Raw genomic sequence first — 26,311 nt, 5'->3', positions numbered from 1 at the left:
CCACCGCCGACCCCAACCAACTCAAGGGCGAAGACTGGGCGGGCGAGATGGGGCGCAAGTGGCTCACACATATCGACCGGTTCGAGGGCATGATCGCGCCGATCGGCGATGCGCTGCTGGCGCGCGCGGCGATTGCTTCGGGGGAGCGGGTGATTGATCTGGGGTGTGGCGGGGGGGTTGACCTCGCTCGCCGCCGCGCGCGCGACCGGGCCGGATGGTGCGGTGCTGGGGCTGGATATCTCGCCCGATCTGATCGACGCGGCCCGCCGCCGCGCCAAAGGCCACGCCCCCAATCATTCTGGCGTCACCTTCGTCTGTGCCGATGCCGCCACCGTCGCGCTCGACGGCGAGCCTTATGACCGGCTGATCTCGCGCTTCGGATCGATGTTCTTCGCCGATCCCTATGCCGCCTTCACCAACCTGCACGGCCTGATCAGGCCCGGCGGGCGGATCGACCTCGCCATCTGGGCCGCGCCGCGCGACAATCCGTGGATGATGGAGCTGATGGGGGTCGCGCGGTCGCATATCGACATCCCCTCGCCAGATCCGCGCGCGCCCGGCCCGTTCGCCTTTTCCGATCTCGATTATGTCCGCGACATCCTGGCGCGTGCCGGGTTTTCCTCGCCCGATATCGAACCCTATCAGGGCGAGCAACCGATCGGCGGCCCCGGTGCCTCGCCCGACGAGGCGGCGGACTTCGCGCTCGCCTCGATGGCGATCGGCCGCGCGCTTGCCGAGGCAGGCGACGACGTGCTCGCCCGCGCGCGTGCAGATCTGGTCAGCCTGTTCGGGCAGCGGCATGTGCCGGGCAAGGGCGTGATGATGGCCAACAAGGTGTGGCTGCTGACCGCGAAGGCTTAAGCCCTCCGCCCCCTTATTCGCGCACGTTCGCCACGTTGTACTGGAACACCTCGTCCTGGCTCAGACAGCGCCGCGTCGATTTGTCGCCGCTTCCGCCGCTCGGCACCGCCTTTTGCTTGTACATGATGTCGGTCAGCAGCTTGCGCGAGACGCCCATGCGGATCAGGAAGTCGTTGTCCTCGCTGGCGAGCAGCGCGCTTTCCTGTTCGATGTCACCGATCAGCTCGACCGTGGTTTCGGTGCCCAAAGCCACCGATTGATCGATCGCGTCGCGGTCGCCTGTCATCGTGAACATGTGCACCATGAAGTTGCCGCCGGGCTCAACCACGCGCAGTTGGCCGCCCATGAACACGAAGTTGCAGGCACTAAAGCACGTCCAGCCTGCCGGGATGCGCGTTACCAGCCCCGGCGCGCTGCGGATCAGCCGGCCGGCCGCGTTGCCCGCGCGCGCGTTGCCGCCGGGGGAGCGCAGCCAGATCTCGGCGATGTCGGGATTGTCGGCCAGCGCCTTTTTCAGCCGGTCGGGCAATGTCTGGTCGATCGGCCCTTCGGCGAGCAGCACCTGCGCGCCGCCCTTCTTGACCACCTTGAGCGCCATGATCTTGTTGGCCGACCAGTCGGGCGATTTCGGGCAGCTGGGGTTGAGCGGATCGACCGCTGCCGGGCTCTGTGCGCTCAGTAGCGCAGCGCCCGTCAGCAACAGCACGGCACGCAATGGGGTACGCATCACATCAGGCCTGCGCAATTTCATAGCGCGCCGCGCCCGGCTTCTTGCACATTCGCTTGGCGACCGTCGTCTCTTCGCCCTCGACGATGATAACATCGTTGACGCTCATGCAGGTCGATCCATCCGCCAACTGGGTCTTGCCGACCACGGTCGAGGTGCCCGAGACGTCCTTGCGGGTTTCGCTGGTCCAGGTCGATGTGCTGCCGACCTCTTCGCCGCGCGTCGCCTCCAGCGTCGCGTCGGCCGCCTTTTTCTGCTCCTCGGGCTCGAGCTTGCAGGCGATGGCATCGGTCAACAGACCCGCGACTTCGGGCACCGGCAGGAAGCTCGCCAGCCCGCCGACGCGGCTGGTCACGCTGCCCAGCATGCCGCCGATCACCGAGCGCCCGACCGACTTGCCCGCGCTGTCATCACAACCGGTGGCGGTCTTGCCGCTGGCCTTGGGCTTGCTGCGTAGCAGGCTGCCGAACTGCGCCTGTGCCGGCATGGGAAGCGCGAGCGCCACAACCGCAGCTACCGCCCCGGATTTCACCACAGCCTTGAAGGCTGCATTCAATATTGCTCCACCCATCGCAAGCATCTCCCGCCAGGAACAGCTATCGACCCTGGTTTATCGTACCGTAGCGGCAAGGACCGGTCAAACCATGACCCGGATCACAGCCCGGAGTGATAATGCAGCGCCCCTCGGGCAGATAGGATATATCCGCCGCAGCCAGCCCACGCGCTTGAGTGGAGTGGCTCAAGCTACCGCGCCTAGGCCAAAGCGCCGCTATTTGCGGTTTATTAACCAAAATATTGGATAGTAGCCGAATGGCCGCTCGTCTTCTAGATTGGTATCATTCGCTATCGATCAGCGCACGGACGGCGTGGAGCCTGGCAGCGGGGTTCACGCTGGTCATCGTTTGCGCCGCGCTGATCGCCTTCAACGATGAGCATGCCAACGCGATCGACGAGTCGCTGGCCCGGCTTGATCAGCGCAACGACAAGATCGTCGAAGAGCTCGGCAAGCGCTTCGATCGGATCGCCACCACTCAGACCCGCGCGATCGATCTATTCCGCGCCGAACGCGCGATGCTAACCCCGGCAGAGGCACGCCGGGAGTTTGAAGCGCTGTACCCGCTTCAGCCCGATGGGACCCGGCGCAGCCGCGATGCGATGTTCGACGGCGGTCGCACCGCGATCGGCTATACCCAGGGAATGGCGGCGTTCATCCCTGCGGGAATCGCGCGCGATGACGAGGCGGTGCGCGATGTGGTCGCGGCAACCCATGCGATCCGCGCTTTGGGCGAAGGCAGCCGGTTCGAGATCGAGAGCCTGTATTTCTTCACTCCTGCCAACGGCATCGTCATCTTTGCTCCCGCGCGGCCCGATCGGCTGGAATATTATCGCAAAACCGCACCTGCCGGTTTCGCCTTCCAGGACCGCGAATTTGCCACCATCTCCACCACAACCGCCAACCCGGCCCGGCAGATGATGTGCACCGGATTGCAATCGCTGATTTCACTCAAGGATCGTGAGATCTGGACCACGGGATGCATGACCCCGGTCGATCGCGAGGGACGCCATATCGGCACCTTCGGTACCTCGATGCCGCTTGACCAGGTCGTGCCGGCGGGCCATTTCTCTGGTCCTGCGAACGATGAGGTCATTTTGGTCTCGCGTGAGGGTCGGCTGATCTACCACCCCGAATACACCCGCCAGCATAGCCGCGAGACCGGAACGTATCTCGACATAACGACAAGCACCAAGCCCGAACTTGCTGCACTGTGGGCGCTGGTCCGCAAGCATGGCAGCGCGGGTTTCACCGGAAAGGCCGATGGGCTGGGTGCCTATGTGTCCTTGCAAGATGTGCCCGGCGCGGGCTGGTATGCGCTGACGGTAAAGCCCGAACGGCTGATCCTGGCCGAGGCGCTGCGCCCCATTCCGCGTATTGCGGCAATAGCGGTCATCGCGCTGATCGTGTGCATCCTCGCGGTCACGTTCGTTCTGCGCAGCCTGGTCGGCAAGCCACTGCGCGATCTGACCTATGACGCACAGCGGATCACCCGCGAGCTGGCCAATGATGCGATCCTCGCGCTACCCGAGCGCGAAAAGGGCGGCAATGAGGTGACCCGGCTGGTGCGCTGGTTCGAAACCATGGCAAGCGCCATCCGCCAGTCGCATGCGTTGCTCGAAGACCGAGTTGCCGAGCGGACGTCCGCGCTCAATGCGGCGAACGCAAAGCTGAAGATGCTGTCGGAGATCGACCCGCTGACAGGAATCGCCAACCGCCGCAAGATCCTGGCGGATCTGGATACGCGGCTTCCCAGGCTGCGGCCGGGGAGCGCAATGGCTGTGCTGGTGATCGATATCGACAACTTCAAGGCGATCAACGATCGCTATGGTCATGTGGCGGGCGACGATGCCTTGCGAGTCCTGACCGAGCGCATGCAGGGTCTGCTGCGCGCAGGCGATGCGTTGGGCCGGATGGGGGGCGAGGAGTTCCTGATTATTCTCGACCGCGCGCGCCCGGCAATCGCCGATACCATTGCCGAGCGGATCCGCGCTGCCATCGCTCGGCAGACGTTTGCGGTTCACGGCAATCTTGAGTTGCAGATCACCGTCAGCATCGGCGTTGCCAACTGGCACGCGGGTGATGATGCCAAAGCCCTGTATGCGCGCGCCGACAACGCGCTGTACCAGGCCAAGACCCTGGGTCGCAATTGCGTGGTCACCAGCCGATATACACCGGGGATCGACCGCAGCGCCGCGTGACCCGCCGCCCGCTCGCTGCCGGATCAGGTCAGGCCGTTGGAAGTTGGTGCGGGCGGGGGGACTTGAACCCCCACGGGCAAAGCCCGACGGATTTTAAGTCCGTTGCGTCTACCATTTCACCACGCCCGCTTGAAGACCGCCGTCTATAGTCCGGGAAGGAATTGCCGGGCAAGCTTAGATAATGGCCGCAAGAGCCTGTCTGTGGCTCAATCGGTGTTGAGCCGTGCGCGCATTTCCTTGCCGGGTTTAAAGTACGGAACGCGCTTGCCGGGAACATCGACAGCCTCTCCGGTACGCGGATTACGGCCCTTGCGCGGCTCGCGCGAACGGGTGGAGAAAGCGCCGAAACCGCGCAGCTCAACCCGGCCGCCCTCAGCCAGCCGCTGGATGATGTTGTTAAAGAAGATATCGAGGATCTTTTCGATCTCATCGGGACGAAGACCGGGATTTTCTTCTGACAGATGCTGAAGCAGCTCTGATCGTATCACGGCCAATCTCCTGCAATTCAATATGCGACGGGGTGCGCATCAAGGGAGATCGCCGCGCGCAACCACCCCACAGTTATCGAATTGACCAGCCCCCCGACAAGCCAAAGCGCAGGACCCGAAAAGCCGGCGCGTGTGGATGTGCCGGGCACACTATAATCGAGTAACCGACAATCTGAATGCTGTCAGAATTTGCGAACCGTTTCAACGCCGTTCTTCGAACTACGGCCATCAGGGCGACGGATCGTGCACAAAAAAGGGCACCGGCGCTCGGCCGATGCCCCTTTTTGAAACGGTGCCAGCCTCAAAGGCTGGCGGTTCAGCTGATCAATCTTCGCGCTGCTTGAGAGCGGCGCCCAGAATGTCACCCAGCGATGCGCCCGAGTCGGACGAACCGTACTGTGCGACAGCCTGCTTTTCTTCAGCCAGCTGATGCGCCTTGACCGAGAAGGTCGGCTTGCGCGAGCGGTCGAAACCGGTGACCATCGCGTCGAGCTTCTGGCCAACCTGGAAGCGATCGGGACGCTGTTCGTCGCGGTCGCGGCCCAGATCGTTGCGCTTGATGAAGCCGGTGGCTCCGTCTTCGCCAACCTGAACTTCCAGACCACCGTCGCGCACTTCGAGCACGGTGACGGTGACGACTTCGTTCTTGCGAAGCGTCGAGCTGTCCGATCCGCCAACGGCCGGAGCACCCTTTTCAAGCTGCTTCATGCCGAGCGAGATACGCTCCTTGTCGACATCGACGTCCAGAACGATCGCCTTGACCTGCTCACCCTTGAGGTGGAGGTTGAGCGCGTCTTCACCCGAAATGCCCCATGCGATATCCGACATGTGGACCATGCCATCGACATCGCCATCGAGGCCGATGAACAGACCGAATTCGGTTGCGTTTTTGACTTCGCCTTCGACGATGCTGCCGACCGGGTGCTTGTCTGCGAAAGCATCCCAGGGGTTCGACTGCGCCTGCTTGAGGCCCAGCGAAATGCGACGCTTTTCGGCGTCGACCTCCAGAACGATGACATCGACTTCCTGGCTGGTCGAAACGATCTTGCCGGGGTGGACGTTCTTCTTGGTCCAGGACATTTCCGAAACGTGGACCAGGCCTTCGATGCCGGGCTCGAGTTCGACGAATGCACCATATTCGGTGATGTTGGTGACAGCACCGCTGAGCTTGGCACCGATGGGATACTTGACGCTGGCGCCTTCCCATGGATCGCTTTCGAGCTGCTTCATGCCCAGCGAGATACGTTGCGTTTCCGAATTGATGCGGATAATCTGCACCTTGACGGTCTCACCGATGGTGATCGCTTCGCTGGGGTGGTTGATGCGCTTGTAGCTGATGTCGGTGACATGCAGCAGGCCATCGATTCCGCCCAGATCGACGAACGCACCGTAATCGGTGATGTTCTTGACGATACCGTCGATGATCTGACCTTCGGCCAGCGACTGGATCAGGCCGGTGCGCTGTTCGGCACGGGTTTCTTCCAGAACGGCGCGACGCGAGACAACGATGTTGCCACGACGACGGTCCATCTTGAGGATCTGGAAAGGCTGCGGAATGTCCATCAGCGGGGTGACATCGCGCACGGGGCGGATATCGACCTGGCTGCCGGGAAGAAAGGCCACGGCGCCGTCGAGATCGACGGTGAAGCCACCCTTGACGCGGCCGAAGATCACGCCTTCGACGCGCTTGCCTTCGCCAAATTCGCTCTCGAGCTTGTCCCATGCAGCTTCGCGGCGTGCGCGGTCGCGCGACAGCATCGCTTCGCCGTCGGCATTTTCGATCCGGTCGACATAGACTTCGACTTCGTCACCGACCTTGAGGCCGTGATCCTGGCCGGGCGCTGCGAATTCGCGCAGGGCCACGCGGCCTTCCGACTTCAGTCCGACATCGATGACCGCCTTGTCGTTTTCGATCGCGGTAACCGTGCCCTTGACGACGCGGCCTTCGAATCCGCCATCCGATGCGGCTCCGCCACCAAGCGATTCGTCGAGAAGTGCCGCAAAATCATCGCGGCTGGGAAATGCCGTTGAGGCCATAAATGTGATAATCCTTAAACTGTATTGTCCGGCCAGCCGGTTGTCTCCGGCGGTCTTGGCCTAAAATATCGACAAGGCCGCATGCCAGGTCGACGTTCGCGCAGATGATTGCAGCGGAAAAGGAAAACCGGCAGACAGCGCCTTCGAATGCGATAAACCCGCCATCGGCCTGTGGCACGAATGCCAGTTAGCAACGCCTGCTTTGCCGACCCTGGCAGTACCAGGCTCGCCCTATCCGATCTCGTCACCATTTTCGAGAACGCGTGGCCCATATCCAACTATGGGGCAATTGGCAAGCGCGGCCGTTACAGGCTCATCGGCTGGCGAATGTTCTGGGGCGTTGCGCTGGCTCCAGATCAGTACCCGGATAAGCAATGGTCCTGGGCCTGCCGCAAGCTGCCACCAGCTGCCCCAGCCCCGGGGGGCGCATCCCAAGGGCCGGGGAGCACGTTTCGGCATCAGGCCGCAATCCCTTGCGGCCAGCGCGATGCCGTCTGATAATGCGCAAAGAGCTCTGCAAAATGCTCGTCCAGCGTGCGCGCGGACGTTGCGCGCGCGGCGGCGGCAGCGCGCAACGCGGTCTGATCGCGTCCCAGCATCCGCCGAATCGCATCGGCCGCAGATTTGCGATCCCCTGCAGTATATGTCTCGCAATGATCGTCATGTGCCAGATCATGCGCCGCGCCCATATCGGGGAGCACAAGAGGCAAGCCGGAAGCACCGGCCTCTGCCGCCACCAGTCCGAACGTTTCTGCAGCCGATCCGTGCAGCAGCAGATCGCCGCTCGCTAGGATGCGCGCCAGCAGCGGGCGGTCGCGGACCGGAGCCATGGCGTAGACATGGGGATTATCACCAATGTGCGCCAATGTTTTGCCACGCTGGTGGCCATCGCCGATCAGCACCAGACCGAGCGGATGATCTGCCGCGACTCGGGTGCAGGCATCGATCACCAGAGGCCAGCGCTTTTCGGGGGTATGCCTGCCAACGGCAAGCGCGAGAGTCGCATCGCGGCGTAGATTGCATAGCGCCAACAGCCCGGCACGGATATCGTCATCGCGCAAATCCGGTGAGAAAACGCCTGCATCGACCCCCATCGGCAGCGTAACCGTGCGCTCGATACCGCCCTGTTTCAACCGCGCGCTCAGGCTCGGAGCAGCACAGACAATCGTATCATATTGCGCGCACATGCGTTGGAGATAGCGCCAGAACCAAGCGAACTGGCGGTCGATAGCCTCACGCGGTGCCATGGCATCGAACCAGCGATAGGCAAAGGCCGAGAGCGGATCATGGTGCATGAACAGAGATCGGACTGCATTGCCCCGCCATGAGGCAGCGACCCAGGCCCCGCGCCACGGCGATGATGCTTCGAGAACGTCAGGCTGCAGATCGTCGAGCAAGGCATGCACTGGAGCCGTATTCCAGAACATGCCGTAGCGCCGGTCGAACGGCAGCGGCGGCGATTTGAGCGTGATGATCCGGCCGCCATCCGGCCAAACTGCGACGTGATCGGCAGCTCCCGGTGCGACAATGGTCATGTCATGCCCGGCTGCGGCCGCCGCGCGCAGCTTGGCATGGACATAGGTCCGCACGCCGCCGCCTTCAGGCGCATAGAACTCGCAGATATCGACGATCCGCACCGCTCAGGGCACCGGGACGGGGCCGAAGCCAAGCCCGCGGCGGTAGTTCATTACGATCTGCGTCTCTCCGATGCCTGGTCCGATCTTGATGGCCACCGAACTGGCCTTGGGCTTGGCGCGCCTCAGCCTGGGGTTGCGCGAAAAGCCGACGCCATCGCGCAGAAACGCAAACTTGCCGTCGCCATCGCGATCGTGCAGCACGCTGAGCGCGTAATGGCCCGGTTCCGGCGCGCGGATGCACAATGTGGCCGTGCCCGCCACCAGCGGCTTGCGCTCGATCCGGCGGAACGGCCGCCCGGCTGCGATCAATTCCTTGTCAGGTGCCAGAAATTCGGTGTCGTTGGCGGGATAGAGGTCGAGCCGCAGGCTTCCCTCACCATCCTTGATACCGGTCACCTTCACCCGGATGGCGGGTCCCGGCTCGCCCGGCCGACAGGCAGCGTTGGCTTTGCCGCGCTCGGCGCGCGGTGGCACCGGATATGGAGCACCGATGCTCGACGCGGCACAGGCCAGCAGACCCAGGGCGCAGACTATCCGGCCGATCATGATGCCTCCTCCCCTGAGCGTTCGCGATCGAAAAAGCCGGTGATGGCCAGAATGATCGCCAGCCCCACGTGGAGCGCAAGCGTGAGCGCAGCAGTCAACGCGAGCAGCGCCGAAACCTCGTTGTGGGACCCGAGCAGGAAGATGGCGATGCTGGTGAACAGCAGATCCTTCGAAGGCAGCATCGGTAACCGGGTGACCACCAGTCGAAGTGCAGAGAGCTCCAGCCACAGACCCAGCGGGGCACCCGGCATGGCCAGATGCCACACCAACGCCAGCAACCCGGTGGTGACAAGGATGCGCGCCAGATGGATGCCGCCTACCCAGACCAGCTGATCGCCGGTCAGCGTGAACAGCCGTCGACGGAAGAGAAGCGCCACCGATGTGATTGCGAGGATCACGGCGATCGACAAAGTCACGATCGTTTCCAGCTCGCCGGGAAACAGACCGTCCATATACGGATAGGCCAGCCCCAGCAGTCCCAGCGTCACCCCGTTGGCAACAAGCGCCGAGACGATGTTCACATCCTTGATTGCACCGAAGGGAGCGTTGGTCAGCCCGGCGCGGTGGCGCGCCCAGAAGTAGAAATACACCTCACCCGAATAGGACAGTAGCAGCTCGTTGCTGATCCGCTTGCGCAGGATTGGTGCCAGGCCGATGAGCGGCAATCGCCAAAGACGGCGAAAGATAATCCAGTCGGCCAGTGGCAGCGCAAAATACATCATGGCAAACGCCAGCCAGAACCCGGCATTCTGGGCGAGCAGACCCTCGAGCGCTGCAAGGTCGATCGCGCTGAGCTGCACAGCAACCATGCCTAACAGCAGAAGCGATATCGTACGCGCGAACCAGCGTGCCCGCCATTGCCGCCGGGGATCTAGCCGAGGCAGACTTGCCAGAATATCCGCATCTATCCGCGGAATTGCCAGCGGCGCAGCGCCAGGAACGCTATGGTTCATGCGCCATTCCAGGGTTGGTCGCGCAGCACGGTGTCGCGTTGACCGCGCGCCTCCAACCGGGGCGCGAGCCACTCGTGAAAGAACGTGTCGCGCCGGTGGAAGCGTGATCCGTGATACGCCAGCCGCTCGCGCAACGTCCAGCGCACGTTGCGCCGATCGCCACGGCGCGGCGACGGGCTGCACCAGAAATCGGCTGCCATCGCTTGGCAGCCAAGGTGCAGCACCCGGTTCATCAGCTCGTGATCTTTGAGCACATACGGCCATATCGCCGGGTCATACCCCCCCGAGGCCAGCAGCGCTGCGGTGCGGAACGTCTGGCTGCCACCGTTGACATGGTTCTGGCGCGGCATCAGGCGCTGCGCTCCCAATTTGTGGCTGGCGGCGAACCATTGCGCCACAGCCGAATGGGCCTGCGGACGCGGCCAGGCGCACGCCGCGACGGTATACCGGCCGGGGCGCTCGAAAAGTCGCGTCGCGGCGGCAAGGTAGCCTGTTGGGTAGAATGTATCGGCATCGCAGATCGCGACAAATTCGGTTTCCACCGCCCGCACGCCTTGCGCAAGTGCATGGACCTGACCCGGCCTGGGTTCGGACAGCACCGTGATAGTGCCGCCCGCCGCCTGCAGGTCCTGAGCGATTTTGAGGCTCTGGTCGGTCGAACCGTTATCGACGACGATCACGTGGCACGGCTCGCTTTGCGCCTGGATCGAGCGCAGCATCCCGGGAAGGAATGCCTCTTCGTTGTACACTGCAACGACAGCCGACCAGCGCATCCCATTCACCCCCCGCAGCCTGTACCGAAGTCGTTTCAGTTAGGCCAATGGCGTGACGCGTCAGCGATATCACCAAGTCAGTTATATGATAGATATCTTAAGATTGAAGTCAGCGCCGAGACAACCGCGCCGCAACCGCCGCAATCGCAGCCGCTGCTGCTGCGCCGGCGGTCAAATCGCTGGTGTCCAGCAAGAACGCGTCGTCGGCGGGCCTGAGCGGCGCCACCGCGCGCTGCGAATCGCGCGCATCGCGCGAGGCAAGATCGGCGGCTATCTCCTCGAGCGTAACGTTTTCGCCGCGCAGCCGCATCTCGTTGAAGCGCCGAGCCGCGCGTGCGCCGACGCTGGCGGTGACGTACAGCTTGGCTTCGGCCTCAGGCGCGATCACCGTGCCGATGTCGCGCCCGTCGAGCACTGCGCCGCCTGGCTGGCCCGCAAAGGCGCGCTGCCGCTCGAGCAATGCTGCCCGGACCAAAGGATGCCGCGAGGCACGGCTGGCGAGCCCGCCTGCGGTTTCAGAGCGCAAATGCTCGTCGGCGAGCAGCGCATCGTCAAACGCGCAGCCCGCCAGCGCCTCGTCGGCATCGTCCGGATCACCGCCCAGACGAACCGCATTTACGCCCACCGCACGGTAAAGCAGTCCGGTATCGAGATGCGGCAGGCCGAAATGCGCGGCGAGCGCCCTGGCAATCGTTCCCTTACCGCTGGCGGTGGGTCCATCGACCGCGATGATCATCGCGCGCTCCCGGCCTGCGCCGCTTGCTGCTGCTTGGCCAGATCAGCCTCGAACTGCGCTTCCATGCGGGTATTGAAGCTTTGCAGTTCTTGCGCATTCACGAACGCGTTAGCGTCCCCGGCCAGCTGCCGTGCACGCTTGTCCTTCAAGCCAAAGAAATTGTCGTGGTTGGCCAGAAATATGTCGGCCTGCATCGCCCCCACCTTCGCAAAGGTACTGCGAAATGCGGCGACCATGCCGGGATAGGCTTCGGGCACAAGCGACTGACCTGCGACCGTCGCGCTGCAATGCAGAAACGCCTGGTGCTGCGCGCCGTCTGCGCGCTTGACCGGCAGGCTCCACGATGTGCAGCCCGGCGAATGCCCGGGCGTGATGTGCGCGGTCAGCTGCGTTCCACCCAGCGTGACAACCTCGCCATCGCGGATCACGCGATCGACACGCACCGGGGGAAAGCGGATATCCTTGGTCGGGCCATGGTCGATGGCACCGGCTTCCAGAAACGGCTTGTCGGGCGCGCTGGCGAGCATCTGCGCGCCGCTCGCCCGTTGCAGCCCCGCCAAACCGCCAGCATGATCGATATGCGCATGGGTGTTGAGCAGGTATTTGACGTCCGCGATGTCGAAGCCCAGCGTCTTGATATTGGCGATGATCTGCGGGACCGATTGCGCGAGCACGCCATCGATCAACATATGCCCCTCAGGCGTTGTGATCAAAAAGGCGCTGACGGTTTCGGTACCGACATAATGCAGGTTTCCCGCGACCGTGAACGGCGCTTGAGGCTCGTTCCAGCGGCCATTTTTGGCAAAGCCTTCCACCGGAGCCTCCTGCGCAGCATCGATCTGGGCATCGCTGGCGATCCGTGACTGCGCGGGCGAGGGCGTGGATGGCGGGCTTGCGGCACACCCAGCGACGGCGACCGCTCCAAGCGTGGCGATAAGGATCCGCTTCATGACTGTGTGCCTTCCCGGTGTGTCCGCCGCTCCCGGATCGCCTTGATCAGGCCCGCCAACGCGATCACCGCCCAGGCGCTTTCAAGCACGAACGCGGCGAGATTGAAGTGCACCCACAAGGAAATCAGCAGCAGGATCGCTCCTGCCAGATTGACCGCGTTGAACAGCAGCTTGTCGATCACTTCGACCCGGTTGGCGTAAGCAAACGCGCCGATGAACAGCACGCTTCCGGTGACCCCGATGATGTTGGCGAGCAGCGGGTTCATGTTGCGCCGGTGCTGCTTTCGAGCAGCGCGAGGAAATCGGGAAAGCTGGTCGCGATCGGGGCGGTGTCGTCAACCTCGACGCCGTCTTGGCTGACCAGCCCGGCAATGGCAAAGCTCATCGCAATACGGTGATCGAGCAGTGTCGCGACTGGTCCGCCACCCCGCAAGGTAACACCGCCGCTGCCGGTGATGACCAGCCCGTCCTCGCACTCTTTCACCGATACGCCGATCGCCTCTAGCCCGCGCGCCATGGTGGCGAGACGGTCCGATTCCTTGACCCGCAGTTCATCAAGGCCGCTGGTGACTGTCGTCCCGCTGGCACAAGCGGCGGCAACGAAAAACACCGGAAACTCGTCGACCATGCTCGGCACAATCGCGGGATCGACCGTAATGCCATGCAGCGCACTCGCCCGCACCCGCAGGTCCGCGACCGGCTCGCCGCCGACGGTGCGTTCGTTCAGCCGCTCGATCCGCCCGCCCATCTGCTCGAGCACCGTGATCAATCCGGTGCGGGTGACGTTCATGCCGACATTTTCGATCACGAGGTCCGAACCCGGCACGATCAGTGCGGCGACGATAAAGAACGCGGCGGATGAGGGATCGCCGGGAACCTCGATGTTCTGCGGCTTGAGGTCGCACGGCCCGGTGACCGAGATATGCCGCACGCCGTCGGCATCGGTCTCCACCGTCAGATCGGCACCAAAACCCTTGAGCATCTTTTCGCTATGGTCGCGCGTCGCCACCGGCTCGATCACCGTGGTGGTGCCCGGCGTGTTGAGTGCTGCGAGCAGTATCGCAGATTTCACCTGCGCGGAAGCCACCGGCAGCCTGTAGCTGATCGGCACCGCAGGGCTGATCCCGCGCACCATCAGCGGCAGCGTGCCGCCGGGGCTGGCGTTGAACTGCGCCCCCATTTCCCCCAGCGGATCGGTCACTCGCGCCATCGGGCGGCGGCTGAGCGACGCATCGCCGGTGAACATCGCGGTAATCGGGTGGCTCGCGACCAGCCCCATCAGCAGCCGTGTCGATGTACCGCTGTTGCCCATTTCGAGCGCCTGGGGCGGCTGCATCAGCCCGCCCACGCCCACGCCGTGCACCGTCCACACACCATCATCATCGCGCACAACATCGGCCCCCATCGCCCGCATCGCAGCAGCGGTGGCGAGCACGTCCTCGCCCTCGAGCAGGCCTGTGATGCGGCTCCGACCGACGCACAGCGCCGAGAGCATCAGCGCGCGGTGCGAGATCGACTTGTCGCCAGGGACGCGGATCGCGCCGGTGAGCGCGGCGGATGTGCCGAAACGGCACGGGACCGGAGCATGGTCTGCTGAATGAGCCATAAGGATGATACACGTTCCGGTTGGGCAGGCAGCTGCCAGAGGTGAAATGCGATGCAGCTTTTGACAGCGGCACAAAGCTATGGCAAGGCGCACGCCGATTTTCCTGTTGCTGCGCACGCGCGCTGCCGACTGGAAATATGCAACCTTCTCCTTACATCTTCGATGTTATTGAACCTGAGGCATTATTCATGATCAAGCCTGAATGGGGCGCCAAGCACAGCTGCCCGAAATGCGGCACCCGCTTTTATGACCTGGGCAAGGACGATCCGGTCGCCTGCATCAACTGCGGCAACAGCTGGACGCCCGAGCCCGTGCTGAAATCCAAGCAGCCGCTTCCGTTCGAGGAAGAAAAGAAGAAAGTCGTCGAGAAGGAGGACGTCGATCTGGCCGATGAGGATCTGGACATCGACGAGGATGGCGATTCGCCCGACAACGATGTCGATCTTGGCGGTGACGACGACCTTGGCGTGGCCGCTGCCGACGACGGCGACGAGGAAAGCTAAGACTTTCCAGACCGGTAATTTTGGTGGCGGGGGCAGCGTTTTGTCCCTTGCCACCACCGGATGGCTCGATTAAAGGGCTGTCCTTCTCAGCGCCGGGCATCAATCCCGCCGGCGCATATGGGGCCTTAGCTCAGCTGGGAGAGCGCTACACTGGCAGTGTAGAGGTCAGCGGTTCGATCCCGCTAGGCTCCACCAACCTACTACGAAAGCGGCGCAAACGCGCATTTTCGGTATCCCAGCACATAACGTGACGGTGGAGCCTTCGCCGTGCCCGCATCGATCAGACTGAAGGCAACGCTGGCCATCGTCGGCACGCTGTCCAGCGTTAGGCTGCAACGGTTGAGCGACCACTGTATGCGGCCCCGCCCCAGCGCTCCCGCACATCACCGCTTGGCGGGCCTGTACCCAGCCGCAACCAGCATCGGCAATCGACCGGTTTTGGCGAGCGGGAACACCCGCTGACCATTCCGCGGTGCGCAGGCGCAAACGCGCGGCGACCGTGGCGCACGATCGCCATACCCTAGGATAAACCAAGGCTAGCAAGGGCACAGGCCTTTCAGCAGACGATGCGCTAAAGGCTCGAATTTCGCGAAGCCCAAAGCGCCGACGGTGATGGCGAGGCCGGGGCGCACCCCAGTGCAGAGACAGCGGCACGAGCCGTGGCACAAGCAACGGCCCGCAGGTCACACAAGACCCATATGGCCTGCGCCCCTCTTGCCGCCACCCAGCAGCCATGCGACAGGCGCGGCCCTGCCATGCACGCCCTTGCAAATTCAACGGACACCGGACGCACCATGAACAGCAAACTGCCACCAAAGGCATTGGGCATCGATTTTGGCACGACCAATACCGTCGCGGCAGTCTCGGCCCCGGATGGCGACACGCAGCTTGTCCAGTTCGGCCCGGCCGCGTCGGCCAGCGCGGTCTTCAGATCGGCCTTATGCTTCTGGGAGGACGAGCGGGCATGGCAGGGCATTGCCCATGAGGCCGGGCCGTGGGCGATCGAGGAATATCTCCAGTCGCCGCTCGACTGCCGGTTTATCCAGTCGTTCAAAAGCGTGGCAGCAAGCCCGCTGTTCGAACGGGCGATGATCTACAACCGGCCCCATCGGTTCGAGGATCTGGGCCGCACCTTCCTCAACCGTCTGGTTTCGCACGCCCAGGGCGCGCTGGATACCCGGCCAGCCAGTGTGATTGTCGGCCGCCCGGTCGAATATGCCGGCGCCAGGGCTGATGCGCTGCTGGCGCGGCAGCGCTATGACCTGATGTTCGAAGCACTGGGCACGCAGCCTTTGTATGTCTTCGAACCGCTGGGCGCAGCGCACAGCTATGCGACCCGGCTCGACAAGCCTGCCACGATATTGGTGGCCGATTTTGGCGGGGGCACCACCGACTTTTCGGTTGTGACCATCGCCGAACCCGGCGCCGCTCGCCGCTGCGTGCCACTGGCTTCGGCAGGGATTGCCATTGCCGGTGACCATTTTGACTATCGCATTGTCGATCACCTGGTGCTTCCGCTGCTAGGAAAGGGCAGCCAATACCGCTCGTTTGGCAAGGTCCTCGATATCCCCGGTGGCCACTTCTCTGATTTTGGCAACTGGTCGCGCCTCGCAATGATGCGCAACCGCCGCACGCTCGACGAGCTGCGCAGACTGCAGCGCGATGCCCTGTTCCCGGACCAGATTGGCCGGATGATCGCGCTGATCGAAAATGAACAGGGGTTCGCGCTGTATGATGCCATCGGCAAACTGAAGCGAGCGCTCTCGGAAACGGAGACAGCCAGGTTTGCGTTTGCCGGGGGCGGCGTCGAGATCGAGGCTGAGGTTCTGCGCAGTCAGTTCGAGCAATGGATCGCCACCGACCTGCTCCGCATCGAAGCGGCGATGAATACGGCACTGGAACGGGCAGGCATGACGACAGGTGCCATCGACCGCGTTTTCCTGACCGGCGGCTCGTCGCTGATCCCGGCTATCCGCGGATTGTTCGAACGCCGGTTCGGTTCAGATCGCATTGCCACAGGGGGCGAACTGACGTCGATCGCCCATGGCCTGGCACTCATCGGAATGGAAGATGATCCTAGCCAATGGGGCGAATGACGCAAGTCGATCATCGTTTGGGCAGCATGCTCAGCGCCATTGGGGTCCTGCAACAGCAAAACCGCGGGCCTCCAGCTGGTCGAGCACGCCTTGCTTTTCGGCAAGCACCCCGAGCGGGACAACAGCCAGCGTCACCCCCTGCGTGCTGGAGGCCTGGGTGATCAGCCGGGTCCACTGATCGCGGATTTCTCCGCCAAGGTCTTCGTCGGCCCAGGGCCAACAGGTGTTCAGGGCAATTTCGAGCGGGTTGGCCATCACTGCAGGGATATCGAACCTGCGCCAGTCATCGCCGCGCGCCTCGATAACGGCCTTGCCCGCCTCGGTCGCCGTCATCGCGGCTTCCAGACAGGGAATGTGGCTGGCAGGCGGAGCGGCAGCCAGATTGTCCAGCAGGTCTTCGCCGCGAAACCGCTCTGGCCGGACGATCGCTATATTTGCCTTCTTGGCGGCCTTCTGCACGATGTCGGTTGCATCGTCGGTGGTATCGTCCGCAAAATCGAGCCGGCGCGCCAGCAGATCGAAGGCGGACATCAGAAAGCTGCCCCGGTCATAGTCAGCCTTGTACCGGGTCTCCAGCACGGCCAGTCGGCTACGCTGCTGAACGGTTAGATAATCCGCCGCTACACGTTTATCTGGCAGCTTGGTAAAGTTGCCCCCGCGAAAGATCAGGCGCAGGACATCACCTGGCGAGAATTTGGGTGCCGCGCGCAGGATGACGCGACCCGCTTCGGCAGTAGCGTCGCGCAGTCGCTCGGGCTCCCATGGCGTGCTCTTGGGAACCGCGCGGATTTCGCCAACCAGCAGAACCGTGCCGCTGGGCGTGTCGATCGTCCACATCGGCGCGCCTGAGCGCTTTGCGCTGACCACGATTTCGTTCTCGGTTGGTGGAGTTGGCGCGGTCTGCGCCTGTACAGGCATCGCGCAGATCATCATGGTTGCAGCGACTGTCAGACATTTTGCGTTCATCGCCCTAGCTTAGCACCATGCAAATAGACGGTCCATCAACCGTCTGACGACAGACCGGCATCGCCAATTGTCGTCCGGACAGGTCTGCTCTGCGGGGTCTTCGGGCTCAACGTGTGCATAACATTCTGGACAACGACTGCCCAATTCAACAGACATTCGATGTTCTGAACGCCAGCCTGCACGCCGGATTCCTGCTGTACATAGTGCATGTCGGTAATCAGGGGGACGACCGGCTTTATGGCCACCGGGCGACCGAAGACATGGCCCTGGATGGTCTTGCAACCCTGCGCGCTGAGCGCTTCGAGCTGGTCTCAGTCTTCCGCGCGCTCGGCGAACGTTCCCATGCCTGGCGCCCCTGGCCACCATGGTGGTCGCCCAATTATGGCGCGGGCGCTTTGGTCCGTTGCGAGATCGTTGACGAAGCGCTTGTCTATCTTGATCGTGTCGAACGGGAACGAGCGATGATCATCGAGCAAGCTTTAGCGCGTACCGAAGCCATCGAGCGCAATGCGAATACGTTCCGCATTCAGCGGCATTGACCTCAAACGCTGCCGGGTCGCGCGCGCGAGGGCGTTGGCGAACGCCGCCGCTGCGGGTCCCTGCGATGCTTCACCCGCGCCCAGAAAGGGCTGCCCCGGGCGATCTATCACGTGCACCGCCATTCGCTGCGGCGCGGCATCGAAGCGCAGGATCGGATAGCTGCTCCAATCGAACGCGGTGCGGCGGGCCGTGTCGAAGCGTACTTCTTCATGGGCGGTCCAGCTGATCGATTGAACGATGCCGCCCTCGATCTGGTTGCGCAAGCCATCGGGACTGACAGTTTCGCCGGCATCCACCGCAGCGTCCGCGCGCAGCACCGTTGTTTTGCCGGTTTCAGGTTCGACGCGCAGGTCGATCGCAACCGCGCAATAGGCGCCGCTGTTCTTGTAGCGCGCAAACGCGAAACCCTGGCCACGCCAGCGCTCAGATTTCTGCCGCGCCCAGCCGAAACGGTCAGCCAAAGTGCGGATCACCGCGATCGCGCGTGGGTCCGACAGGTGCCGCAGCCTGAACGCCACCGGATCGCCGCCCGCCGCCATCGCCAGTTCGTCGATCATGCTTTCGATCGCAAACACGTTCATATGGGCACCCAGACCGCGCAGCGCCGACACGCGCACGGGCATCTGCGGCACGAACATATTGGTGATCGTCGCGCGCGGCAATGTGTAGAGCGGGATCGCATTGCGATCGCCGCCGCCATTGGGCTGCGGGATAGCGCGCGGCGGTGACGGCGCAAATCCGCGCCCGACTTCCAGCCCGGCGAGCAGGTCGCCTGCCTGCGACGGACGGGTGCTGTGGGTGTTGCTCCACACCGCATGAGTCCATTCGGCGATATGGCCATTGGCATCGAGCGCAGCCGAAAGCTCGGTCACCATCGCCGGGCCCAAGGGTTCCCAGCCATGCTCCTGTTCGCGGGTCCAGGTCAGCTTCACCGGCCGACCAGGAACCGCGCGCGCGGCGAGCGCGGCGTCGGCGGCGACATCATCGGCACCGTTATGGCCATAGCAGCCCGCGCCTTCGCGGTGGATGCAGCGAATGCGCTCAAGGGGGAGGTCGAGCAGCTCGGCAAGCGCGCTTCGCAGCGGATAGACGCCCTGGCTGTGCGTCCAGACGGTCATCGCGCCGTCCTTCCACAGCGCGACCGCGCAGGACGGCCCGATCGCTCCGTGCATCAGATAGGGGCGGTCATAGCGCGCCGTAATGCGACGAACAGCCGGGAGGGTGACGGCGTCACGCGCCAGGATCACCTCAGGCTCGGTCGGCAGATTGCGGATCGCCTCTCGCAAATCCCCTTGCGGCAGTGGCGTATCGTCACGCGCCCATGGCACCCGCCCGACCGCCAACATGGCTTGCACCAGCGGCCATTCGCGTGGGCCCAGCATCGCGGCGAAATCGCCGACGCGCACCACCTGCGCGATCCCCGGCAACCGCGCGATTGCATCGAAATCGGGCGCGGTCAGCCGCGTGCCTTCCGCAGGCCCGCGGATGACGCGGGCGTGGAGCATCCCCGGCATCCTCATGTCTTGAACATAGGCGGCTGCGCCGGTTAGCTTGGGCGGTATATCGCGACGCGGTCGGTCGCGGCCGATATGATCGCGCGCATCGACGCGCTTGCGCCGCACATCGGGTCGCGCCTCGACATGCAACGACAGCGACGCCGCCAGCTCGCCATAGCTCGCTTGTCTGCCATCGCGCGCTCGGACGATCCCGTTTGTGGTGGTCAGCGTTTGAGCCGCCACCCTGAAAAGCTGCGCTGCGCGTTCGGCGAGCAGATAGCGGACATTGGCGGCGGCATTGGCGATCGCGGTGCCGCTGTTCTGCAGCGACTGGCTGCCCGATGTAATCCCCTCGTCGGGTGTTCGCGCGGTATCGGCGGTGACCAGCGACACCCGTTCGAGCGGGAGGTCGAGCTCGTCGGCAGCGATTTGCAGCAAAGCCATGCCGATACCCTGCCCCAGCTCGGCCTTGCCGGTGAAAACCGTGGCAGCACCATCGGGCGCAATACGGATCCAGGCATCGAGATGCGGGAATTCGGCCAGACTGCCGGGAAGCTCGGGCGCGACCTCGGGCGGCGCGCCGGTGCCTTCTCCTCCGCCGCTCGTGCCGCCCTCCTGCCCGACGCCCGTTCCAGCGAGAGCGAACAGCACCACCAGCCCGCCACCACGCAACAGGTCCCGGCGCGCGACACCGCTCATGATACGGGCTCGGCAGGATCGACGATGCCGCCACCCATCGCCACGGCGGCGCGGCGCACCGCGCGCAGTATCCGCATGTGCGTGCCGCAGCGGCAGAGCGATGGCCGCATCGCATCGCGCATCGCAGCTTCGCTCGGTCGAGGATCTGCGCGCAACAAGGCCTCGGCACGCGCGATCATGCCGGGGATGCAATAGCCGCATTGCGCCGCCTGCTCGTCGATGAACGCCTGCTGGACCGGGCCGGGGGTCCTGGCGCTGCCCAATCCTTCGATCGTCATGACCACGCGGTCTTCGAGCGCGGCGATCGGCGTGATGCACGATTGCGCCGGCTTGCCATCGACCAGCACGGTGCACGACCCACATTGGCCAAGGCCACAACCGAACTTGGCGGCATACAGCCCCAGATCGTCGCGCAGCACATAGAGCAGCGGCTCGGCCGGATCTCCATCGATGCGGTGGCGCGTGCCATTGATCGTCAGCTCTATCATTCGCCATTCTCCGCGCGTGCGTCGGCCACCGCTTCCACAAGATTGCCCCAGTCGGGCCCTGACCCCCATCGTGCCCGCATATAGGCCGTGACCTCGGCGATCTGCTTGTCGGTCAGCGTATCGGCATAGGCTGGCATGTAGGGGCCGTGGGGCTCGACTGGCGGCTCCAACCCTTGCAGGATGACCTGCACGGCGTTGCGCGGGTTGTCGTCGTGCAGCGGACTGCCAAGACGAAGATCGGGGCGCCCTGCAACCATCATCGGGGCGCCGGGCTCATGGCATGCGGCACATGCTCCGCGAAACAGGGCAGCCCCGCTGGGGTGCGCTCTGGCCGCGACCGTACCTCGATCAGGCAGCACAGGTTCGGACCGGGCAGCACGCGCGTCACGCATCGTCCAGGCATAATACGTCGCCAACGCACGCACATCGTCTTCTGGCGCGCGGGCCAAGTTGTGGGCCACCGGTCCCATGGGACCTGCTGCTGCGGCGTGCGCGGTGCTGAGGCCGGTGCGCAGATAGGCGTCCAGCCGTTCAGCGGTCCATTCGCGCACCGCAGGCGAAGTCGCGTCAAGCGGCGGCGCATACCAGCCGTCGGACCAGCCCCCTTCATAGGCGCGTTCGCGCAACTCCTGTTGCAGCAGCCCGCGCGGCGAGTGGCAGCTGGCACAATGGGCAAGCCCTTCGCCCAGATAGCGGCCGCGCTCCCACAATGCGCCCAGTTGCGGCTGCGGTCCCTGCGGAGCGGTGCGTGGCAGCGCCAGCAGCTTCCAACCGGCCAGCACGGGTCGCCAGCCGAGTGGGGGGATCAGCGAATTGGCTGGGGGCTCGGCACGCACCGCATCGCGCGTCATCAAAAAGGCGTACAGCGCGCGAAGGTCAGCATTGCTGGTATGCCGCAGGCGATCATAGGGGAATGCGGGATACAGATGCGATCCGTCGCGCCCCAGCCCCTCGCGCATCGACCGCGCGAAGGCCTCGTAAGACCATTGGCCGATCCCAGTCTCCGGGTCCGGGGTGATATTGCTGCCATGGATCGTCCCGAACGGCGTCTGGATCGGAGTGCCACCAGCATAGACCCGGCCACCGGGCACGCTATGGCAGCTGGCGCAATTTCCGATCCGGGCAAGTGAAGCGCCCAGCGCGACCTGTCGCGGATCGAAGCTTGCCGGGTCTGGACGGCCAATTGCGGCGATGACCGGTTCGCGTGCCCATAAAGCGAAAATCGCCAGCACAGTGAGAACGGCCACCGCAATCAGCGCCAGTATACGTGGCCAGCGGCGCCGCAGTGGCCCTTCAACGGGCATCGCGCATCATCCGGTCGGTGGCTTGCCCCACATCGGCGAAAAGCGCTGCGCGATCGATCCGAGTCAACCGTCCGTCCTGCTTCAGAATAGCGCCATCGACCATCACCAGCGTGATGTCCGACGGCCGAACCGATCGCAGGAGCGTCGTGGCAGGGTCGGCCTGTGGCTGCAGCGACAGCGCATCGCGCCGAACGACGATCAGGTCGGCGCGTTTTCCCGGGCTCAGCGTCCCCGTCACTTGGCCCAACCCGAGCGACGCCGCCCCCTCGCGCGTGCCGATCGCCAGCGCGTCGAGCGGCGTCATCGCCATCTCGTCTCCGGCTTGGGCATTGGCAAGACCCTGGATCATCAGCAGCTCGCGCAACAGGTCAGCCGCGCCCACCAGCGTCGGCGTATCGATCGATGCGCCGATCCTGACGCCTGCACGCCGGAGCGCCGCGACAGGCGGCACTCCAAAGCCCACCGTGAACTCGGACGAGGGCGCAAGTGAGACGCTTGCGCCGCTGCCTGCGATCGCCGCGATCTCGTCGGGCTCGGCATTGACCGCGTGGACAATCTGCATGTCGCGGCCAAGCAGGCCCAGCGCAGCCAGCTGCCGGATGTGCCCGCGATTGGCAGCGCTGTTGTTGGCGTGGACGCTCACCGGGAGATCTCGGTCGCGCGCCAGCGCCAGATCTGCGCGCCAGACGGCATCAGGCACGGCAGCAGGACGGCCATCCACCGTGGCGAGCACTCCGCGCCAGCCCAGCCCCAAGGTCAGGCGACCGTCGGCGGACCATTCGCTCCAGCTATCGTGCAGCTGCGCAAAGCCTTTTGCACCGAGCGGCTGATCGAAAGCGGTTTCGCGCGTCGCTCCATAGGAAAACCGCGCGCGAAGTCCTGTGTCGCGCAGTCCCGCCAAAGCGGCGCGGGCGTGGGCCGGGCTCCGGATGTTGTGGCACCAGTCGTGCACGGTGGTGATCCCGTGATCGATTGCATCTGCGGCAGCGAGCATCGCCGCAAGCCGCATGTCATCTGGACCAAACCGCTGTCCCAGGCGGCCGGTCATGGCGAAGTAGCCGTTGCCGCTGCTATTGTCGGCGAAGTTCCGCAGCAACGTGGTCCACAGATGCCAATGCGTATCGACCAGCCCCGGCAACACGATCGAGCCACGGGCATCGATCGGTATGGCTGCGGGTGCGGCGATTTTCGGGCCGATGGCAACGATCAGGCCGTCACGGACATGGACATCATCACCGGCAGGCGTAGCGGGGCCAGGCACCATCGTGAGGACCGTCGCACCCCTGATCAGATACTCGCCTGCAGGTGAACGCGCGGCAGTGGAGCCGAGTGGCACGATTGCCGATGCGCCCGCGCCTGCCAGCACCGCGCGCCTGGAAATTCGAAAAGCGTGGTTCAGGCTAATCTGCTCGCCCCTCGGACATTCGCCCCTGCAACAGGGCTAAGCGTCAACAACGGGGCAGAAAGGCAAGTTGTTCCAGCGGAAGGCAGCAAAAGACGTTGCTGTGTAGCAGGGATCGGATCGAACCTGCGCACCGAGGGCGAGCCTTGCCCCCCGCCTGTGGTCACCACGCGGCGCAGAATAGCTCGCTGTTCGGCGATGCAAACGCGATCCAAAGTGGCGCTTGGGCCATCAGAAAGCCTGAATTGCCAGCGGGTCGGCTATGCGATCCTGTTCTGGATGACGGAAAAATAGTAGTTGGTATCGTAATCCAGGTGATCGGTGCGATCATGGACCGATCCCTGACGCGAGATTCCACATTGATGACTTTTAAAAGAAACAACGCATGACCACTCTGCTCATCGCTGGCGCCACCGGGCTTGTCGGCCGGATGGTCCTGGCCCGGGCGCTGGACGATCCTCGTATTGCCCGCGTCATCGCCCCTTCCCGCAGCGCGCTGCCACCGCATCCCAAGCTTACCAACCCCATCGTCGATTACGATGCCCTTCCACCCGATGCCGGTTGGTTCCGGTGCGACGCGGTGATCTGCGCGCTTGGTACCACGTGCGCCAAGGCTGGGTCGGATGCGGCGTTCATCCGTGTCGACCATGACTATCCGCTAGCCGTTGCAAAGGCCGCGCAGGCGCAGGGTGCGAGGTCCTTCGCGCTGGTGTCGGCAATCGGCGCGGATGCCGGTTCGCGGCTGCTGTACAACCGCACCAAGGGCGCGGTCGAAGCCAGCATCGCTGCTCTCGAATATTGCAGCTACACCATCGTGCGCCCCGGCCTGATCGGCGGCAAACGAGATGAATTCCGCGCGGCAGAGCGCGTTTCCGAGGCGATTCTTCGAGTGTTTGGCCCGGTTCTGCCGCGCGGATGGCGGATCAGCCCGGCCCAGAACATCGCCAGCGCGCTGATCGAGGCCGCGGTTGCCGGAACGCCAGGGCGGCACGTCATTTCCGCCGATCGTCTCGCCTGAGTTATTGCCCCGGCACGCCGGCCTTGTCGCGGATGCCCTTGAACTCCGATCCTGCCTTCCACTGCGGCCAGCGGTTGGAACTGGCGAGCTCCGCGCCGATGGCGCCGATTAGTTCGATGTCCTGCACCGCCCCGTCGAGGTTCCAGTCCGCGCTCCAGGCATCGCAGGCCTGGTGATAGCACTGGCCGGTATAGGCATCGATCCAAGCCTGCCCCGCCGCCGACCCGCCGACCTTGAGGTTCGCCGCGCCCGCGATCCCCATCAGCAGCATGACCGGCACGCCGCGCTTGGCGAAGGAGAAGTGATCGGCGCGATAGAACAGCCCGCGTTCGGGCAGGCTTTCGGGCGTCACGGTACGGCCCTGGGTTGCAGCGACGCGGGCCATGTCGTCTTCGAGCGTATTCTGGCCTTGGCCAACCAACACGACATCGTTCGCAGCGCCTGCAGTCTGCAGGATATCGAGCCCCAGATTGGCGACGGTCTTGTCCATCGGGAAAACCGGGTTGGTCGCATAATATTCCGACCCCAGCAGGCCGCGCTCCTCGGCGGTCCACGCCCCGAAGACGACGCTGCGCTGCGGCGCAGGCGCGGCCTTCATCGCGCGCGCGATCTCGAACATTCCGGCGATGCCCAGCGCATCGTCATTGGCCCCCGCACGATAAATGCGGCCCTGCGCATCGGGCTTGCCTTCCCCATAGGCATCCCAGTGCGCGCCATACATCACGATCTCGTCGGGCCGGGTGGTGCCGGGGATTTTGGCCAGCACATTGTGGCTCGCGACGACTTCCTGGGTCACGGGAATTTCCGCCCCCATGGTTACGCCCTTGAGTTCGACAGGACGGAATCCGGGCGACCGCGCGGCAACCTCGAGCGCAGCCAGATCGAGCCCGGCTGCACCGAACAGCTTGGCCGACATCTCCGCCGACAGCCAGCCCTGCAGCTTGAGGCTGGTCAGCTGTTCGGTCGGGCGCACGATATCGTAATTTTCGCCGCCAGGGCTGATCACGACGTTCCAGCCATAGCCCACGCCCTCGGCATTGTGGACGATCAGCGCAGCGACTGCGCCCTGGCGCGCGGCTTCCTCGAACTTGTAGGTCCAGCGGCCATAATAGGTCATCGTCCGGTCGCCGAACTTGCCCGCGGCAGGTTCGCCGGGCTGGGCGGCGAAATCGGGATCGTTGATCAGGAAGACCGCGACCTTGCCCTTGAGATCCATCCCCTTGAAATCGTCCCAGCCGCGCTCGGGCGCGTTCACGCCATAGCCGACGAACACCAGCGGCGCCTCGGCGATCTGCGCGGCATCATCGGGGCGAATGGTGGAGACGTAGATATCCTGCGCCACCACCGGCGCCATTGCACCCTTGGGGGTGGCAAACGCCAGCGTGGCGGGTGTACCCAACCGGGTGTGGAGCAACGGCACTTTCTGCAGCCAGCCGCCATCGGTTCCGGCAGGCTCGAGCCCCAACGCCTCGAACCGCGCGATCAGATAGCCCAGCGTCCGCTCCTCGCCTCGCGTTCCGGGCGCGCGGCCTTCGAATACATCGGAGGCCAGCGTGCGCACCGTTTGCGTCAGCTCGTCGGCATCGACGGTGATGGCTTGCTGAGCAAAGGCGGGAGAGAGTGAGGCAGCGCCAAGCGCAGCGGCAAGAACGAGTGTACGGGTTTTCATGAAGAAGGTTTATAGGGCGGCATTGGATCAGGGCAAGGCTATGGCATGTCCATCGGCGCACC

The 26,311-nt window shown here is 64.2% G+C and carries 24 protein-coding genes and 2 tRNA genes; 7 read left to right on the top strand and 19 right to left on the bottom strand.

Annotated features, from left to right (window positions below):
• Window positions 1-153: 153 nt before the first annotated feature.
• Window positions 154-861 (top strand): class I SAM-dependent methyltransferase, encoded by a 708-nt coding sequence (locus IEW00_RS08450; protein ID WP_229736910.1) that lies wholly within the window; start codon window positions 154-156, stop codon window positions 859-861.
• 13 nt (window positions 862-874) lie between these two features.
• Here IEW00_RS08450 and IEW00_RS08445 read toward each other — a convergent pair whose 3' ends face one another.
• Entirely contained in the window at window positions 875-1,588 is a 714-nt protein-coding gene (locus tag IEW00_RS08445) for a COG3904 family protein (protein ID WP_188513973.1), read from the bottom strand.
• Between the two features lie 4 nt (window positions 1,589-1,592).
• Window positions 1,593-2,159 carry a hypothetical protein gene (locus IEW00_RS08440; protein ID WP_188513972.1) on the bottom strand — a complete coding sequence of 189 codons (567 nt, stop codon included), beginning with the start codon at window positions 2,157-2,159 and terminating at the stop codon, window positions 1,593-1,595.
• Between the two features lie 239 nt (window positions 2,160-2,398).
• Between IEW00_RS08440 and IEW00_RS08435 the strand changes: the two genes are divergently transcribed.
• Window positions 2,399-4,342: a sensor domain-containing diguanylate cyclase gene (locus IEW00_RS08435; protein WP_188513971.1), complete on the top strand. Its 1,944-nt coding sequence runs from the start codon at window positions 2,399-2,401 to the stop codon at window positions 4,340-4,342.
• 44 nt (window positions 4,343-4,386) lie between these two features.
• Here the strand turns inward: IEW00_RS08435 and IEW00_RS08430 are convergent.
• The 11 genes from IEW00_RS08430 to aroA all read right to left on the bottom strand — a co-directional run bounded on the left by IEW00_RS08430 (window position 4,387) and on the right by aroA (window position 14,068).
• A tRNA-Leu gene (locus IEW00_RS08430) sits at window positions 4,387-4,471 on the bottom strand.
• A gap of 77 nt (window positions 4,472-4,548) precedes the next feature.
• Window positions 4,549-4,830, bottom strand: a complete 282-nt coding sequence (locus tag IEW00_RS08425) for an integration host factor subunit beta (RefSeq protein WP_188513970.1) — start codon at window positions 4,828-4,830, stop codon at window positions 4,549-4,551.
• A 324-nt stretch (window positions 4,831-5,154) separates the two neighbouring features.
• Window positions 5,155-6,867 carry a 30S ribosomal protein S1 gene (rpsA, locus tag IEW00_RS08420; RefSeq protein WP_188513969.1) on the bottom strand — a complete coding sequence of 571 codons (1,713 nt, stop codon included), beginning with the start codon at window positions 6,865-6,867 and terminating at the stop codon, window positions 5,155-5,157.
• Between the two features lie 458 nt (window positions 6,868-7,325).
• Window positions 7,326-8,504 (bottom strand): glycosyltransferase, encoded by a 1,179-nt coding sequence (locus tag IEW00_RS08415; protein ID WP_188513968.1) that lies wholly within the window; start codon window positions 8,502-8,504, stop codon window positions 7,326-7,328.
• Window positions 8,505-8,507: 3 nt separating this feature from the next.
• A complete protein-coding gene (locus tag IEW00_RS08410; RefSeq protein WP_188513967.1) occupies window positions 8,508-9,050 on the bottom strand; it encodes a DUF2141 domain-containing protein in 543 nt (180 codons plus the stop codon).
• On the bottom strand, window positions 9,047-10,003 hold the full coding sequence (locus IEW00_RS08405) for a hypothetical protein (RefSeq protein WP_188513966.1): 957 nt from the start codon (window positions 10,001-10,003) through the stop codon (window positions 9,047-9,049). Before IEW00_RS08405 ends, IEW00_RS08410 begins: the two co-directional genes overlap by 4 nt.
• Window positions 10,000-10,776: a glycosyltransferase family 2 protein gene (locus tag IEW00_RS08400; RefSeq protein ID WP_188513965.1), complete on the bottom strand. Its 777-nt coding sequence runs from the start codon at window positions 10,774-10,776 to the stop codon at window positions 10,000-10,002. Before IEW00_RS08400 ends, IEW00_RS08405 begins: the two co-directional genes overlap by 4 nt.
• A 109-nt stretch (window positions 10,777-10,885) precedes the next feature.
• Entirely contained in the window at window positions 10,886-11,512 is a 627-nt protein-coding gene (locus tag IEW00_RS08395) for a (d)CMP kinase (protein ID WP_188513964.1), read from the bottom strand.
• The gene (gene bla / locus IEW00_RS08390) at window positions 11,509-12,462 is read right to left on the bottom strand and encodes a subclass B3 metallo-beta-lactamase (RefSeq protein ID WP_188513963.1); all 954 of its coding nucleotides are present in this window, start codon (window positions 12,460-12,462) and stop codon (window positions 11,509-11,511) included. Before bla ends, IEW00_RS08395 begins: the two co-directional genes overlap by 4 nt.
• Window positions 12,459-12,728 (bottom strand): CBU_0592 family membrane protein, encoded by a 270-nt coding sequence (locus tag IEW00_RS08385; protein WP_188513962.1) that lies wholly within the window; start codon window positions 12,726-12,728, stop codon window positions 12,459-12,461. Before IEW00_RS08385 ends, bla begins: the two co-directional genes overlap by 4 nt.
• Complete coding sequence (aroA, locus tag IEW00_RS08380; protein ID WP_188513961.1) at window positions 12,725-14,068, bottom strand: 3-phosphoshikimate 1-carboxyvinyltransferase; 1,344 nt, start codon at window positions 14,066-14,068, stop codon at window positions 12,725-12,727. Before aroA ends, IEW00_RS08385 begins: the two co-directional genes overlap by 4 nt.
• Before the next feature lie 188 nt (window positions 14,069-14,256).
• Between aroA and IEW00_RS08375 the strand changes: the two genes are divergently transcribed.
• The 3 genes from IEW00_RS08375 to IEW00_RS08365 all read left to right on the top strand — a co-directional run bounded on the left by IEW00_RS08375 (window position 14,257) and on the right by IEW00_RS08365 (window position 16,667).
• Window positions 14,257-14,571, top strand: coding sequence for a TIGR02300 family protein (locus IEW00_RS08375; protein ID WP_188513960.1), 315 nt, complete (start codon window positions 14,257-14,259; stop codon window positions 14,569-14,571).
• Window positions 14,572-14,690: 119 nt separating this feature from the next.
• Window positions 14,691-14,766, top strand: a tRNA-Ala gene (locus IEW00_RS08370).
• A 599-nt stretch (window positions 14,767-15,365) separates the two neighbouring features.
• Window positions 15,366-16,667 carry an Hsp70 family protein gene (locus IEW00_RS08365; protein ID WP_188513959.1) on the top strand — a complete coding sequence of 434 codons (1,302 nt, stop codon included), beginning with the start codon at window positions 15,366-15,368 and terminating at the stop codon, window positions 16,665-16,667.
• Window positions 16,668-16,697: 30 nt separating this feature from the next.
• Here the strand turns inward: IEW00_RS08365 and IEW00_RS08360 are convergent, their stop codons facing one another.
• Window positions 16,698-17,633, bottom strand: coding sequence for a TraB/GumN family protein (locus IEW00_RS08360; RefSeq protein WP_229736909.1), 936 nt, complete (start codon window positions 17,631-17,633; stop codon window positions 16,698-16,700).
• A 113-nt stretch (window positions 17,634-17,746) separates the two neighbouring features.
• Here IEW00_RS08360 and IEW00_RS08355 point away from each other — a divergent pair, with 113 nt between their 5' ends.
• Window positions 17,747-18,172: a hypothetical protein gene (locus IEW00_RS08355; protein ID WP_188513958.1), complete on the top strand. Its 426-nt coding sequence runs from the start codon at window positions 17,747-17,749 to the stop codon at window positions 18,170-18,172.
• On the opposite strand, the gene IEW00_RS08350 is transcribed toward IEW00_RS08355, so the two are convergent.
• Genes IEW00_RS08350 through IEW00_RS08335 form a run of 4 tightly spaced genes read right to left on the bottom strand, consistent with a single transcriptional unit; the run spans window position 18,113 to window position 23,496 of the window.
• Window positions 18,113-20,368, bottom strand: a complete 2,256-nt coding sequence (locus IEW00_RS08350) for a molybdopterin cofactor-binding domain-containing protein (protein WP_188513957.1) — start codon at window positions 20,366-20,368, stop codon at window positions 18,113-18,115. The genes IEW00_RS08355 and IEW00_RS08350 overlap by 60 nt on opposite strands.
• On the bottom strand, window positions 20,365-20,856 hold the full coding sequence (locus IEW00_RS08345) for a (2Fe-2S)-binding protein (protein ID WP_188513956.1): 492 nt from the start codon (window positions 20,854-20,856) through the stop codon (window positions 20,365-20,367). The genes IEW00_RS08350 and IEW00_RS08345 overlap by 4 nt, the downstream gene beginning before the upstream one ends.
• Window positions 20,853-22,103: a cytochrome c gene (locus IEW00_RS08340; protein WP_188513955.1), complete on the bottom strand. Its 1,251-nt coding sequence runs from the start codon at window positions 22,101-22,103 to the stop codon at window positions 20,853-20,855. Before IEW00_RS08340 ends, IEW00_RS08345 begins: the two co-directional genes overlap by 4 nt.
• Window positions 22,104-22,149: 46 nt before the next feature.
• Window positions 22,150-23,496, bottom strand: a complete 1,347-nt coding sequence (locus IEW00_RS08335; protein ID WP_188513954.1) for an amidohydrolase family protein — start codon at window positions 23,494-23,496, stop codon at window positions 22,150-22,152.
• 451 nt (window positions 23,497-23,947) lie between these two features.
• Here IEW00_RS08335 and IEW00_RS08330 point away from each other — a divergent pair, with 451 nt between their 5' ends.
• Entirely contained in the window at window positions 23,948-24,580 is a 633-nt protein-coding gene (locus IEW00_RS08330; RefSeq protein WP_188513953.1) for an NAD(P)H-binding protein, read from the top strand.
• A gap of 1 nt (window position 24,581) precedes the next feature.
• Here IEW00_RS08330 and IEW00_RS08325 read toward each other — a convergent pair whose 3' ends face one another.
• Window positions 24,582-26,249, bottom strand: a complete 1,668-nt coding sequence (locus IEW00_RS08325; RefSeq protein WP_188513952.1) for a M20/M25/M40 family metallo-hydrolase — start codon at window positions 26,247-26,249, stop codon at window positions 24,582-24,584.
• Window positions 26,250-26,311: the final 62 nt, after the last annotated feature.

Origin of the sequence: Blastomonas aquatica (genome assembly GCF_014639875.1) — a bacterium.
GTDB classification, from domain to species: Bacteria; Pseudomonadota; Alphaproteobacteria; order Sphingomonadales; family Sphingomonadaceae; genus Blastomonas; species Blastomonas aquatica.
Note: the sequence above shows the minus strand (reverse complement) of the source record. Positions and strands in the feature narration are given on the sequence as shown.